This window comes from Brotocaccenecus cirricatena (genome assembly GCF_020687045.1).
Lineage (GTDB): Bacteria > Bacillota > Clostridia > Oscillospirales > Oscillospiraceae > Vescimonas > Vescimonas cirricatena.
The window spans coordinates 1-12704 of sequence record NZ_JAJEPW010000069.1 but is presented as its reverse complement, the minus strand read 5'-3'; the positions used below and the strand labels follow the sequence as shown (position 1 = coordinate 12704).

Below are 12704 nucleotides of genomic sequence, written 5' to 3'. Positions count from 1 at the left end.
AGGCTTAGCTCAGCTGGTTAGAGCGCCTGCTTCACACGCAGGAGGTCACTGGTTCGAGTCCAGCAGTCTCCACCAAACAGCACCTGATTTCTTACGAAATCAGGTGCTGTTTTCGTTTATGCCTTATCGCCGCCGGAGGATTTCCTCCCGGTGTGTTCACCACGCAAAACGGATGCATGCCGGAGCGCTCCGCCTGCGCAAAAGGCGTGCTTGCGATATGTCCGTTTTTTGTTGTAAAATGCGGAAGAAGGATTTTCACCTATTTCGCTCAGGGGGGATACCGTGGCCTTATACACCAAGAAGCTGATCATGACCACCTTTCAGGAAATGCTTGCCGAAATGCCCTTCGACAAGATCACCGTGTCTGCTCTGGTCAAACGTGCGGAGGGCAGCCCCAATACGTTTTACTATCACTATCAGGACATCTATGCCCTGCTGGACGACTGGTTTCAAAAACAGGTGGACGCCCTTGTTCCGGTGGGAGAGCCCATCGAGTGGAAGCCAGTTACGAAGAACATTCTGCGCGAATGCCGGGCCCACTCCAAAACCATCTATCATGTATTTGATTCTCTTTCCCGGGACCGGCTGGATACGCTGTTTGAAAACTTCCTGCACAGCGCCGTTCAGGACGCCGAATAAACGGAACCTCCCGCAAGGGCTGCCCCGAAAGGGGCAGCTTTTTTGCGCAAAAAAGGAAAACTGCGCAAATTTGCGCATTGAGCCGACTGTTCTGAAATTCGGAGGAAGCGGCCGCTTTCGCCATGGTATTCGCGTTCAGATTCCGTTAAACTTATAAAACTACGATTGGTAAACGCCGCATTTTCATCACCCACACCCGATGGCCCCCACCTGCCGGAGCATTTATCCGAAGAAAGAGGCAAGCCTATGCTGACCTATCACATTCTATACAATCCCCACGCGGGGAGCGGACGCGGCCAGGAGGCCGCGTATCGGCTGAACGCACTGCTGCCTGACGACAGGCTGCTGTTCCGCGATATCACGGAAATCGATGATTACGGAGCCTTCTTTCGTTCCCTCCGGGACGATGACCGGGTTGTGATCGCCGGAGGAGACGGAACGCTGAACCGCTTCATCAACGACACCGCCCCGCTCCGGACCGACTGCGGCATCTACTACTTTGCCACCGGCAGCGGCAACGATTTCCTCGCCGACATCGGCGGTTATTACCGCTGAAGGCCCTGACGGTATTCCCGTCCATTTTCAAGGGTGAGCATATCCGGCATATCCATGTGGTGGAGGTGCTGACCGGGCAGAACATCACGGTGGAATTTGACCGCCCCGCCCCGCTCCAGATCGACGGGGAGACCATCCCGGGCGTATCCTCCTGTCGCGCGGCGGCACATTCACAGATTCCGGCAAAAACGTAAAAACGATTCAATAACAGAAAGGAAAATGATCCATGGGAATCACCGATAAAATTTCTCATGCGGCGGAGCGCAAGGCCTTTGAGACCATCCCCGACGGCAAGTGGGCCCACTATACCCAGCGGCTGATCCGGGAGAACGACCCCTATATTCTCAAGACCTTCCTGACCAACGCGGCCTACGAGGGCGGCTTCCGGGGCTATCAGACGGCGCAGGAGAACGCAGCCAAGTACGATATCAACGTGCCGTGGCTGATTTTGATGGATCCCACCTCCGCCTGCAATACGCACTGCACCGGCTGCTGGGCGGCGGAATATGGCCACAAGCAGAGCCTGACCTTTGACCGGGTGCTCACCGAGGCCAAGGCCCTGGGTACCCACGCCTGCCTCTTCACCGGCGGCGAGCCGCTGCTGCGGAAAAAAGACATCATCCGCCTGTGCGAAAAGCACCGGGACATGGCGTTCCACGCCTTCACCAACGGCACCCTCATCGACGAGGAGTTCTGTCAGGAGATGCTGCGGGTGGGCAACTTCTTCGTGTCCATCAGCGTAGAGGGCTTTGAGGAGGCCAATGATGGCCGCCGCGGACGCGGACACTTCCAGAAGGCGCTGGACGCCATGGACCTCATGCGCAGCCACCGCATCCCCTTCGGCGTCTCCATCTGCTACACCAGCAGGAACTATAAGGTGGTCACCAGCGACGAGTTCCTGGACCTGCTGATCGACAAGGGCTGCGTCTTTGCGTGGTACTTCCACTACATGCCCGCGGGACTGAACGCCGACACCTCCCTCCTGCTGACACCGGAGCAGCGGACCTATATGAAGAACTGGGTCCGTGAAATCCGCGGCGTCACCGGCGGCAAGGAGCTGTACTGCATCGCCTCCATATCCGCCACGTTATACGGCGTCATGGAGGCATTCAGCTTCACGCCGATGCCCAGCTGCCGCAGAGCCCGGATATTCTCCGTCACCCGGCCGAACATGGGGCGGCCGCACAGGCGCTCATAGGTCTCCTCGCTGCCGCCATACAGCGTGATATTGAAGCGGAAGGGCGGCTCATGCCGGAAGAAATCCAGCCAGTCCCGGTCGATCAGGGAGCCGTTGCTGTTGACGGACACCAGCAGCCCCATTTTCTTCAACTCCGTCAGCAGATAACGGAAATCCGTCCGGATCAGCGGCTCGCCGCCGGTCAGCAGCAAAAACAGCATGCCCCGGCTGCGGGCCTCCTCCGCAATGGCCAGCCATTGGTCCGCCGTCAGCTCCCGGCCCCGGCGCTGCTGCTCCTCCGCCGTCAGGTGGACATAGCACATTTTGCAGTTGAAGTTGCACCGGGCCGTCAGCTCAAAATTTCCCGCCAGGGGCGTACCGGTCCGGCAGGCCCGGGCATGCAGATAGGTGGACAGCCGGGGTTCCGTGGTGCCAGTTTCCATGTCAGCTCCTCCTCAATTCTTCCAGGGTCCGGACGGCGTCCCCATCCGCCCGGCAGGTCAGCTGCCGGACGGGCACATTGGTGACCAGCAGCGCCGCCAGCTCCGTCATCCGCGCCGCAGAAGCGGCGTCCCGCTGATAGTAGGCGCACTGGCTCAGCAGCCGGGCAAAGGCCTCCTGCGGTCGCAACGCAGTAATCCGATTTTCGCTTCCCTGCTCCAGCAGGGCCACCGCCTGCAGCGGAGCCGTGACGTTCCGGCTGATGCCGGAGGTCCCTGCATAGAACACGCCGCTGACGGTCCCCGTATCGGGCCGCACCAGGGCGCGGTCGCCGTTGACGATCTCCGCCCCGGCATAGCGCTGCCACAGGGCGGCCTGGGTGCTTTTGCCGATGCCGCTGGGGCCGGAGAACAGGATCCCCTGCCCCTGCCGGGTGACGATATAGGAGCTGTGCAGCACCAGCATTCCGGCATCCGCCAGAATATCGAACAGGCTCGCCGCCTCCAGCACGGTCTGGGTGGATAGCGACTCCCGGTAGCGCCGGGCGAAGGTCACCTCCGTGCGGCTGCGGCAGCCGGTCGCTGAAGGTCAGGCCGATGGTGTGCTCCGCCGTCCCCTCCGCCGTCCGAAAGGGGCGGCACAGCGCCGAATCGGTCAGCTCCTCCGGCGACTCCAGGGCCAGGGTCATGCCGCCGAAGCGGTAAAAATCACGGTGCATAGGTCACGAAAAGCAGCCGGGAGCCGTCGGAAAAGTGCCCGGCGTAGCAGCTCTGGGTCTCGCCGGGGCCCAGGTCCGTCAGTCCGGCCCGGTAGGTAATGCCCCCCAGCAGCAGGTCGCCGCTGGCGTTTTTGTAGTACACATACACCTGCGACACGGCGCTGTCGCCGCGGTTGGTAACGGTGATGGTGTTCTGCTCCGTGGTGATGTCGAACAGGTCCTCCTGCATGGACAGCGGCTCGCTGAACACGGCGTACAGCGACACGGCGGTGCTCAGTTCCTCCGGCTTGTCCGGCAGAGCCTGGCGGCTCAGCTCCAGGGCCTGGACCGTCTGTCCCGCAGGCAGGGTGCTGATGTCGAATTCATAGCTTTCCCCGCTGCGGGAAAGGGTGATGTGGGCGTACTGCACGTCCTGTTCGCCGGTGTTCTTCACCCGGATGCAGAACACGTCGGACACCGTCTCGTCGCTGCCGTCCTCCACAAACAGCCCGGCGTAGCGGCCGGTGCTGACGATTTCCAGATCATTGCCGATGGCCACGCTGTCCAGCTTGGAGGGCTCCGGGGCCAGGCCGTATTCGTCGGGCTGCGCGGGCTGCTTTTTCCCGCAGCCCGCGCAGGCCAGGACCAGCGTCAGCAGCAGGGCGGCGCACTTGATGGTTCGTTTCATAGATTGCTCCTTTGCAAAGAGCCCTGCCCCATGGGGGCAGGGCTCTTTCGGCGTATTAATTAGGTTGGGTCAGGAGTTGAAGAGTCTGGTAGAGTCCAGCGGGACATCATAGCAAACACTGTAGTCGCCATCCGCTCCCGGGTAGTCACAACCAGCCACTCCATCAAAAAAGACGTTACCAACTCCCGGGACGGTCACGCCGCATGTGCGGTTTGTCGGCGTGCGAGTTGGTTTTCCGCAAGCACTGGCCGTGTTGCTAGTCAACTCGAAGCTCTCGAAGCTCAGCATCGGGGTCACATAGGATTTCATTGTTTCGATTGCTCCTTTCTCAGAACCACCAGTTCCACCAGGTGGCGGGCCGCACCGTCAGGGTGGCGGTGATGGGCTCACTGGCAGTACCTTCCGCATTCACTGCGCAGACTGCGTAGTCCGTGGTCTGGGCAGGAGCGGTGGCGGTGTAGGTAAATACGCGGTAGGTGACCTTGGGGGACCACCAGCCCCAGCCGGTGCGCTCGGTGCGGGTGGTATAGCTGCTGACGGTCACGCCGTCCACGGTGATGGCGTCCACGTCCTCACTGGCCTTCACCGTCAGGGTAGCCTTCCGGCCGGCCCGGACGCTGCCGCCCCAGCTTGCATCAAAGCGCTCAGGCTGGACGGTCTCCACCGGAGCCGCAAACAGGGCCTGGACCATGGCAACGGCGTTGGCCTGCTCTTCAGCCGTCAGGTCACTCAGCGTCACCGTTTGCCCGCTGGTCTTATAGGTGATCTTCAGGTTGGTCAGGGACAGGATGCCATTACCGGTGTTGCTGATAGTCACCAGCTGACCGTCCTTCGCCTGTTCGGTAATGTTATAGTACATCTCCGTGGCGGTGTTAAGCTGCTGTTCGAGCCTAGTAGTGGTACTTACCTTGCCCTCCACAACCATCGTAGCCGCGCCATTGGGAGCCTTGGCGCCGATCTGGATGCTGGCAATTTCATTTGTATTGCCGGTCAGCTTGAAGGAGATGGCCTGACCTTGCGCCAGATAGACCTCGTTGTTGGGACCGTAGTTGGCATACTGTCCAATCGTAGCTTCTTCAGCGCCGTCGATGAACACATCCCTTCTCCGCCTTTTTGCAACAGGAAATTTGACAATTCTGCAAAAAAATGCCGCCCGGGTTATGGTCATTCCGCAGAGTGCGGTCATACCCCTCCCGGGCCCGGCATATGCTGTTACAAACTCTGAAAAGGACGGGATGGCCATGAGAAACGGGAGAGTGCGGGTATTTCTGCTGCGGCGGCGGGCGGTGGCGGCTGTGGGGGCCCTGGTGCTGGCGGGGGCCATCTTCTGGGCGGTGAGCTATCCCGCCGGGACGCCTGCCTCCGCCGCTCAGCGGCAGCTGCCGATCTACAGCGTGGAGCGGGAGCAGAAGATGTGCTCCGTCAGCTTCGACGCCGCCTGGGGCAACGAGGACACCCAGGCCCTCATCGACATCCTGGCCCGGTACAACGTGAAGGCCACCTTCTTCTGCGTGGGGGACTGGGCGGAGAAGTACCCGGAGTCGGTGAAGGCCCTGCACGACGCGGGCCACGAGGTCATGAGCCACTCCAACCACCACGACCACTACAACGCCCTCACCGCCCAGCAGATCGTGGAGGACGTCACCGCCAGCAATGAGCGCATCGCCGCCGCCACCGGCGTGACCCCCACCCTGATCCGCTGCCCCTACGGCGAGTATGACGACCATGTGATCTCCGCCATCCGCTCCATGGGCATGGAGCCCATCCAGTGGGACGTGGACAGCCTAGACTGGAAGGACTATGACGCAGGCACCATCTGCAAGCGGGTGCGGGATAAGCTGGCCCCGGGGTCCATCGTGCTGTTCCACAACGCCGCCCTGCACACGCCGGAGGCCCTGCCCTCGGTGCTGGAGCACATGATCCGGGAGGGCTATACCGTGGTGCCCATCGGCCAGCTGATCTATTGGGAGAACTACACCATCGACCACACCGGCCGCCAGTTCCCGGCGGAGGCCGCCCAATAGCGCGCGAAACCCCTGCGGCGCAGCCGCAGGGGTTGTTGGTCATTCGCCGGTCTGGGCCGGAGCGGGGATTTCGTCGTAAAACACGTCCAGGATCAGGTCGTACAGGGCCTCCTGGTCCACCGTCAGCTCCACCCGGTTGCCGTCGCCCAGGGCGGCCTGGCCGGTGACCCGCAGCATATCGCCGGAGAAGCTCATCCCGGCGGCCTGGGTGGCCAGATACGTCAGCTTGCCCAGGTCCAGATCCGTCAGCACATAGTCGCTGACCGCGTTGTACAGCGGCAGGACGCTGGCAGGGCTGGAGGCCACCCGGGCCTTGGCCTGGCCGATCAGGGCCAGCATATACTGCTTCTGGCGCTGCATACGGTCCTCGTTGCCGGTGGCATCGCCCCGGCGGGCCTGGATATATAGCCGGGCCTGCTGGCCGGTCAGGGTCACGTTCTGCCCGGGGTACATATTCCAGCCCCCGGGAACGTTGGTGAAGGGATAGTCGTCCAGCACGTTGACGGTGACGCCGCCCACGGCGTCGTTGAGCCGCCCGATGCCGCCCATGTAAAAGGCGGCGCAGCCGTCGAACTGCAGGCCGTAAAACAGCTGGGACACCGCCTCCCGGCACAGGCGGCAGCTCTCATACAGGCCGTCGCCGTTGGAGAAGGACAGGGCCAGCTGGGTGTGGGCCACGCCGGAAATTTCGCCGGTGTCATCCGGCACGCCGATGTCGCACATGGTGTCCCGGGACACGGAGATCAGGGTCATTTTGTTGGCGTCGGTGTCCAGAGCCGCCACCAGGATCACGTCCGCCTGGTTGTCGCTGCCGTAAGGCAGGGGGGCGGCGGGCTTGTTGTCCGAGTCCACCCCGATCAGCAGCAGGTTCACCATGTGCTCCTTATAACGGTAATATTTTCCGTCGTGCAGGACGGTGTAGCTGTCCAGCTGCTCCGTGCCGCCGGGGGTGACGGTGGGGGCCGAGCCTCCGTTCCGCAAACTGCTGCGCCCGTGGAGCCAGATGCCCGCCACAATGGTGCACAGCACCGCCGTCACCGCCATGAGGATGATGAAAATCAGCAGCGGCGTGGACAGGCGCTTTTTCTTCCCCTGCACCGGGGCTTCCTGCTTTTCCTGTTCCATAGGGTTCTCCTCATTTAATAACATCATAGGTCTCCGTCAGCACGCCCTGGACCAGGAAGCGCTGCATACGATTCTGCCGGTAGCAGGTGGACAGGGTCAGCACCTTGTCCCCGGCCTGGGGAAACAGCTCCCGGCGGTAGTTGGCGTTGATGGCCTCCCCCAGGGAGGCGAAGTAGTCGGCGAACTGCTGGGGATCCGTGAAGTCGTGGCACAGCAGCAGATGCTCGCTGGAGTGGGGATAGGCGGCGAAGATGGTGTATTCATACACCTTGTCCGGGGTGTAAACGAAGATCTTCTGGTTTTTGGCGAAAAACGCCGCATCGGCAAAGTTGTTCACCTGGGCAAACATGGTCTGGGACTGGCGGTTGTGGCCATACAGCACCGTCACCGGGTCCTGGAAGGTGGTGGTGTTGTACCGCTGGGAAAAAATGCTGCCGCCGGAGTAATAGGACCGATCCACCCCATGATCGTCGTAAAACAGGTCGTCTGCTGCGCTCTGGACCACGGCGTAGTTGATGTTGGTGCCGGGCACCTCGATCCAGGCGTAGATTTCCGGATTGACGTCATGGAGGCTGTCAAAGTCCACATTGATGGCCATATATTTGCCGTCGTCCTGGGGGTCCAGGGGCTCCACCACCTGGCCGGAGCGGACGCCGCTGCCCAGCTTATCGCTGACAGACTTACCCCGGACGTATTGAACGATAAACAGGATGCAGAAAATACACACGATCACCGCAATAACGGCCACCACGGTCAGCAGGATGCGCACAGGACGCTTCATAGGACATTTCTCCTTTGTTCAGAACGGGAAAAAGGCCCCATAAACGGCTCAGCATTTATGGGGCTCCTCGTTATTGGATGGACTTCGTTATGCCCGGGTGTGGGCCTTTTTGGTGCAGACGTAAGCCACGCCGCCGCTGACGGCAATGGCCATCACCACGCTGCCGATGCCCAGGTCGTAGCCGGTCTGGGGGGAGGTGGGGGTGGTGCCGGGCTCATCGTCGTGCTTGGGGCTGGGGACGTAGCCGCCGTCGGCAAAGGCAGTGACGGAGAGCATGCAGCCCAGCATCACAATAACCGTCAGAACAGCAAGAATCTTTTTCATGGTAACATAACCCTCCATTACCCTACTTAGTAATGTCCATTATAATGTCTGCTTACGGAAAAAGCAAGTACTTTTTTGCCGAATCCGAAAAATAGTCCATTCATCGGCAATTGCAGGGCGGTTACACGCCGGTCAGGTCAAAGGCCGGGGTGTATTCCTCCCGGGCGGAGGTGCGCTCCTGGGTGAAGCCGTCCCGGATGCCGCAGTTTTCCATATACCGCACCGCCGCCCGATACTCCGCCCGGGTGACGTGCCGGGCCAGGGGGCCTGCGGCCCCGGGCTGGGGGGTATACTGGCTCATCAGGGAAAACAGCACCTCCCCGGGGCGGAAGGTCTCCGCCACCCAGTCGATGACCCGGCGGGTGTTCTCCAATTGTCCCGGCAGCACCAAGTGTCGGATCAGCACTCCCCGGACCAGGAGGCCCTCCCGTATTTCCCAGGGCCCCACCTGGCGGAACATCTCCCGGATGGCGGCCCGGGCCGCAGCGGGATAGTCCCCTGCGCCGGACAGCTGCCGGGCAGGCTCCTCCAGGGCGTACTTCATGTCCGGCAGATACACCTGAACCTTCCCCTCCAGCAGGCGCAGGGTCTCCACCCGCTCATAGCCGCCGGTGTTGCACACCACCGGCACCGGCAGCGCTGGCTCCAGGGCCCGGGCCACCCAGGGGGCGAAGTGCCCCGGGGTCACCAGGTTGATGTTGTGGGCCCCCTGGCATATCAGCTCCCGGAATATCTCCCCCAGGCGCTCCACCGTCACGGGCTTTCCCACGCCCTGGGCGGAAATTTCGTGGTTCTGGCAGAACATGCAGCCCAGGGTGCAGCCGGAGAAGAAAACCGTGCCGCTGCCCCGGGTGCCGCTGATCACCGGCTCTTCCCACATATGAAGCCCCGCCCGGGCCACCACCGGCCCCGCCGGCATCCGGCAGAAGCCCTCCCCTCTGGTCTCCGTGCGCTCCGCGCCGCACATACGGGGACAAAGCGTGCACCTCATGTCCGGCGGATGTGGAAGTCCGGCCCCAGGTCCCCGGCCATCCAGTGGCGGCGGCACAGGCTGGTATACCGGTCGTTGGCTCCCAGCACCACCTGCTCGCCCTCCTTCACCACCCGGCCCCGGCTGTCGAACCGGGCGTTGAAGGCGGCCTTCTTGCCGCACCAGCAGATGGTCTTGACCTCCTCCAGCTTGTCGGCCATGGCCAGCAGATAATAGCTGCCCTCGAACAGCTGGCCCCGGAAGTCCACCTTCAGCCCATAGCACAGCACCGGGATGCCGCAGTCGTCCACCAGGTGCACCAGGTAAAACACCTCGTCCTTGGTGAGGAACTGGGCCTCGTCGATGATGATGCAGGCGTATTTCTGCAATTCCTCGTCGGCCATGGCCCGCATTTCGTCAAAATAGATGCAGGGGTGGGTCAGGCCGATGCGGGATGAGACCATGTGGTCCCCGTCCCGGGTATCCAGCCGGGGCTTCACCATCAGGGTCTCCTGGCCCCGCTCCTCATAGTTGAACCGCGCCATCAGGGCGTTGGCGGTTTTGCTGGAGCCCATGGCCCCGAATTTGAAATAAAGCTGCGCCATCGTCAGTCTCCTTCTGCGGGCAGAGCCCGCGTGAATTGGTCAAAGGCGGAGGGGATCGCCAGCCGCTGCCGCCGGGCCTCGTCGGCCCAGAGCCAGTCCGCCGGACCCAGGCCCTCCACCTGCACCAGGTATCCGGTCATCTCCCAGCGGATATGGGTGAAAATATGCCGGGCGTCCATCTGCCGCAGCCAGGCCCGGGGCGTCAGCCCCCACTGCCGCAGCTGCCGGGCCGCCTGCTCCTCCGTCAGCCGTCCGGGCACATGGGGATATTCCCACAGGCCCGCCAGCAGTCCCGTGTCCGGCCGCTGCCGCAGGGCCGTGCCCTCCGGTCCCAGCAGCAGGAACACCGTCTTTTCCTCCAGGCGTTTTTCCTTTTTGGGGGCCCGCACCGGCAGCTCCCGCTGCCGCCCCTGTTCCCGGGCGGCGCAGAAGTCCGCCGCCGGGCAGGTATCGCACAGGGGCCCGCCGCCGGGCAGGCAGATCCCTGCCCCCAGGTCCATCAGCGCCTGGTTGAAGGCCCCCGGCTCCTGCCGGGGCATGACGGCCTCCATCCGGCGGCGGAACTGCCGCCGGTTTTTGGAGTCCAGAATGTCCAGCTCACAGCCGCCCACCCGGGCGGCCACCCGCAGCACATTGCCGTCCACCGCCGGGACAGGCTCCCCGAAGGCGATGGACAGGATGGCCCCGGCGGTGTAGTCCCCCACCCCCGGCAGCTCCATCAGCTCCTGATACGTCCGTGGGAACGCCCCGCCGTACTCCTCCGCGATCACCCGCGCCGCCCGGCGCAGGTTCCTGGCCCGGCTGTAGTATCCCAATCCGGCCCACAGCCGCATCAGCTCCCCCTCGTCGCAGGCGGCCAGGTCCTCCACCGTGGGGTAGGCCGCCATAAACCGCTGAAAATAGGGGATCACCGCCGCCACCCGGGTCTGCTGCAGCATGATCTCCGACACCCAGGTCCGGTAGGCGGACACCTCCTCCCGCCAGGGCAGCACCCGGCGGTTCTCCCGGTACCAGGGAAGCAGGGCCCCGGGCAGCCGGGCCAGTCGATTTTCCATCTCATCCATAGGCTAAAACCTCGCGGCGTAGCCGCACCGGCGGCACAGCTCCTCCGACGGCTGCCGCCGGGAAAATCCCTCCCGGATGGCCGCCGCCCGGGGAGAGGCCAGAATTTCCTCCACCGAGCTTGTATACAGGTTCCCCAGGGCCATGCGGCCGTCGCCGTCCAGGCAGCAGGGCACCACCGTCCCGTCCCACAGCACCGCCAGCTGCTGCCTCAGGCCATGGCAGAACTCCGTGCCGCTTTCCGGTGCCTCCGGGTCCGGCCAATCAAATTTTTCCGCCTGTTCCAGGAAAATATGCTCCGCCAGCCGCCGGTTTCCCCGGCGGTCCGTGGGTAGAAGCAGCACGTCCCCGCCCAGCCGGCGGCTCAGGAAGTCCAGCACCTCGCCGTTGCGGCGGTCCCGACCCCCGATGTTCCACAGGCGCAGGGCGCACAGGGTGCCCTCCCCTGCCGCCCGGCGGCAGAAGTCCCACACCCCGGAAAGATACGCCTCCAGCCCCTCCGCCCGGTCGTTTCCCTCGAAGCTGTGCAGGGACACGCTGACCTTGTGGACCCCCGCCAGAGCATGGCCCCGCCGGGGGAGCAGCGTCCCGTTGGTGGTGATACACACCCGGAAGTCCAGCTGCCGGGCGATGGCCAGGATCTCCTCCAGCTGCGGGTGCAGCAGCGGCTCCCCCATCACATGGAGGTACAGATACGCCGTGTGGCCCCGGAGCTTTTCCGCCAGCAGCCGGAAGTCCTCCGGCCGCATATACCCCGCCGGGCGGCGGGTACCCGGGCAGAAGGAGCAGGCCAGGTTGCACACGTTGGTGATCTCCACATAGGCCCGGTTGAACATTCCGCCGTCCTCCTTTCAAAGCGCTTGAAATGTTATTTTACCACATCTGACGCGGTTTTGAAAGCACCGGGGGCAAAGTGTTCAAAAAAAGGTATGTAGGACTACAATACATCTTGGACAATTGAATAAAAAGGGTATGAGGAATAGGGCCTCATGTGTTAAAGTTAAACTACCACACAAAACTTTCCGAAAGGAGACCATATTCCTCATGAGTAAGAGTATAACACAGGACATGGCTTACAGACAATCCCTAATGAAGTACGCAGAAAAGTACGGCGTCAGCCGCACCAGCCGGAAATACAACAAAAGCCGGTCGTACATCTACTTCTGGAAGCAGCGCTGGGACGGGAGTGTGGCGTCCCTGGCCTGCCAGTCCAGACGGCCTCACAGCCACCCCAACCAGCACACGGAGGCCGAGCTAAAGCTCATCCGCGATATGCGCCGCCGCAATCCGTCGCTGGGCATGATCGAGCTGTGGCACCGTCTGCGGAAGCGCGGCTACACCCGTTGCCCGGAGAGTCTGTTCCGTGTCATGCGTAAAATGGGGTTGTTTCCTGCCGAAAAGCCGAAAAATACATACAAACCCAAGCCTTACGAGCAGATGACCTATCCCGGCCAGCGTGTGCAGGTGGATGTCAAGGTCGTTCCCCGCCGCTGTATCGCAGATCCGGAGCTGCGCCTGTTCCAGTACACCGCCATCGATGAGTTCACGAGGCTGCGTTTCCTGGCGGCCTACCCGGAGCAGTCCACCTATTCCTCGGCGGACTTCCTGCGCAAGCT

At 62.5% G+C, this 12704-nt stretch carries 16 protein-coding genes and 1 pseudogene; 6 read left to right on the top strand and 11 right to left on the bottom strand.

What is annotated here, in order from left to right; genetic code table 11:
• Positions 1 to 282 precede the first annotated feature (282 nt).
• The 4 genes and pseudogenes from LKD37_RS14965 to LKD37_RS17650 all read left to right on the top strand — a co-directional run.
• Positions 283 to 639, top strand: a complete 357-nt coding sequence (locus LKD37_RS14965; RefSeq protein ID WP_302929916.1) for a TetR/AcrR family transcriptional regulator — start codon at positions 283 to 285, stop codon at positions 637 to 639.
• A gap of 246 nt (positions 640 to 885) precedes the next feature.
• The gene (locus LKD37_RS14960; protein WP_302929915.1) at positions 886 to 1194 is read left to right on the top strand and encodes a diacylglycerol kinase family protein; all 309 of its coding nucleotides are present in this window, start codon (positions 886 to 888) and stop codon (positions 1192 to 1194) included.
• Between the two features lie 56 nt (positions 1195 to 1250).
• The gene (locus LKD37_RS17865) at positions 1251 to 1388 is read left to right on the top strand and encodes a hypothetical protein (RefSeq protein ID WP_489696236.1); all 138 of its coding nucleotides are present in this window, start codon (positions 1251 to 1253) and stop codon (positions 1386 to 1388) included.
• Between the two features lie 32 nt (positions 1389 to 1420).
• Positions 1421 to 2029 (top strand): annotated as a pseudogene (locus LKD37_RS17650) (radical SAM protein); the annotation flags it as partial.
• A gap of 170 nt (positions 2030 to 2199) precedes the next feature.
• Here LKD37_RS17650 and LKD37_RS14945 read toward each other — a convergent pair.
• From LKD37_RS14945 to LKD37_RS14930, 4 genes are all read right to left on the bottom strand, one after another.
• Positions 2200 to 2814, bottom strand: a complete 615-nt coding sequence (locus tag LKD37_RS14945; protein ID WP_302929913.1) for a radical SAM protein — start codon at positions 2812 to 2814, stop codon at positions 2200 to 2202.
• A gap of 1 nt (position 2815) precedes the next feature.
• Positions 2816 to 3367 (bottom strand): hypothetical protein, encoded by a 552-nt coding sequence (locus tag LKD37_RS14940; RefSeq protein ID WP_302929912.1) that lies wholly within the window; start codon positions 3365 to 3367, stop codon positions 2816 to 2818.
• A 152-nt stretch (positions 3368 to 3519) separates the two neighbouring features.
• Positions 3520 to 4197: a COG1361 family protein gene (locus tag LKD37_RS14935; protein ID WP_302929911.1), complete on the bottom strand. Its 678-nt coding sequence runs from the start codon at positions 4195 to 4197 to the stop codon at positions 3520 to 3522.
• 328 nt (positions 4198 to 4525) lie between these two features.
• Positions 4526 to 5293, bottom strand: a complete 768-nt coding sequence (locus LKD37_RS14930; RefSeq protein WP_302929910.1) for a hypothetical protein — start codon at positions 5291 to 5293, stop codon at positions 4526 to 4528.
• A 145-nt stretch (positions 5294 to 5438) separates the two neighbouring features.
• On the opposite strand from LKD37_RS14930, the gene LKD37_RS14925 reads away from it, so the two are divergent.
• Positions 5439 to 6221 carry a polysaccharide deacetylase family protein gene (locus tag LKD37_RS14925; RefSeq protein ID WP_302929909.1) on the top strand — a complete coding sequence of 261 codons (783 nt, stop codon included), beginning with the start codon at positions 5439 to 5441 and terminating at the stop codon, positions 6219 to 6221.
• A 39-nt stretch (positions 6222 to 6260) separates the two neighbouring features.
• Here LKD37_RS14925 and LKD37_RS14920 read toward each other — a convergent pair whose 3' ends face one another.
• The 7 genes from LKD37_RS14920 to LKD37_RS14890 form a co-directional block, all read right to left on the bottom strand.
• Complete coding sequence (locus tag LKD37_RS14920) at positions 6261 to 7346, bottom strand: LCP family protein (RefSeq protein ID WP_302929908.1); 1086 nt, start codon at positions 7344 to 7346, stop codon at positions 6261 to 6263.
• 10 nt (positions 7347 to 7356) lie between these two features.
• Positions 7357 to 8127: a class B sortase gene (locus LKD37_RS14915; protein ID WP_302929907.1), complete on the bottom strand. Its 771-nt coding sequence runs from the start codon at positions 8125 to 8127 to the stop codon at positions 7357 to 7359.
• 87 nt (positions 8128 to 8214) lie between these two features.
• Positions 8215 to 8451, bottom strand: a complete 237-nt coding sequence (locus LKD37_RS14910) for a hypothetical protein (protein WP_302929906.1) — start codon at positions 8449 to 8451, stop codon at positions 8215 to 8217.
• Between the two features lie 121 nt (positions 8452 to 8572).
• Complete coding sequence (locus LKD37_RS14905) at positions 8573 to 9442, bottom strand: radical SAM protein (protein ID WP_302929905.1); 870 nt, start codon at positions 9440 to 9442, stop codon at positions 8573 to 8575.
• Positions 9439 to 10026, bottom strand: a complete 588-nt coding sequence (locus LKD37_RS14900) for a thymidine kinase (protein ID WP_302929904.1) — start codon at positions 10024 to 10026, stop codon at positions 9439 to 9441. Before LKD37_RS14900 ends, LKD37_RS14905 begins: the two co-directional genes overlap by 4 nt.
• A gap of 2 nt (positions 10027 to 10028) precedes the next feature.
• Complete coding sequence (mutY, locus tag LKD37_RS14895) at positions 10029 to 11090, bottom strand: A/G-specific adenine glycosylase (RefSeq protein WP_302929903.1); 1062 nt, start codon at positions 11088 to 11090, stop codon at positions 10029 to 10031.
• 3 nt (positions 11091 to 11093) lie between these two features.
• A complete protein-coding gene (locus LKD37_RS14890) occupies positions 11094 to 11924 on the bottom strand; it encodes a radical SAM/SPASM domain-containing protein (protein ID WP_302929902.1) in 831 nt (276 codons plus the stop codon).
• A gap of 253 nt (positions 11925 to 12177) precedes the next feature.
• Between LKD37_RS14890 and LKD37_RS14885 the strand changes: the two genes are divergently transcribed.
• Positions 12178 to 12704: transposase family protein (locus LKD37_RS14885; RefSeq protein ID WP_502787378.1), on the top strand; the 527-nt coding region annotated here is incomplete at its 3' end.

Bases quoted from the DNA above. Each gene is read 5' to 3' on its own strand.
- mutY (WP_302929903.1), bottom strand. From the start codon at position 11,090: ATGGATGAGATGGAAAATCGACTGGCCCGGCTGCCCGGGGCCCTGCTT.
- LKD37_RS14905 (WP_302929905.1), bottom strand. From the start codon at position 9,442: ATGAGGTGCACGCTTTGTCCCCGTATGTGCGGCGCGGAGCGCACGGAG.
- LKD37_RS14900 (WP_302929904.1), bottom strand. From the start codon at position 10,026: ATGGCGCAGCTTTATTTCAAATTCGGGGCCATGGGCTCCAGCAAAACC.
- LKD37_RS14920 (WP_302929908.1), bottom strand. From the start codon at position 7,346: ATGGAACAGGAAAAGCAGGAAGCCCCGGTGCAGGGGAAGAAAAAGCGC.
- LKD37_RS14925 (WP_302929909.1), top strand. From the start codon at position 5,439: ATGAGAAACGGGAGAGTGCGGGTATTTCTGCTGCGGCGGCGGGCGGTG.
- LKD37_RS14960 (WP_302929915.1), top strand. From the start codon at position 886: ATGCTGACCTATCACATTCTATACAATCCCCACGCGGGGAGCGGACGC.
- LKD37_RS14890 (WP_302929902.1), bottom strand. From the start codon at position 11,924: ATGTTCAACCGGGCCTATGTGGAGATCACCAACGTGTGCAACCTGGCC.
- LKD37_RS14915 (WP_302929907.1), bottom strand. From the start codon at position 8,127: ATGAAGCGTCCTGTGCGCATCCTGCTGACCGTGGTGGCCGTTATTGCG.
- LKD37_RS14935 (WP_302929911.1), bottom strand. From the start codon at position 4,197: ATGAAACGAACCATCAAGTGCGCCGCCCTGCTGCTGACGCTGGTCCTG.
- LKD37_RS14945 (WP_302929913.1), bottom strand. From the start codon at position 2,814: ATGGAAACTGGCACCACGGAACCCCGGCTGTCCACCTATCTGCATGCC.
- LKD37_RS14910 (WP_302929906.1), bottom strand. From the start codon at position 8,451: ATGAAAAAGATTCTTGCTGTTCTGACGGTTATTGTGATGCTGGGCTGC.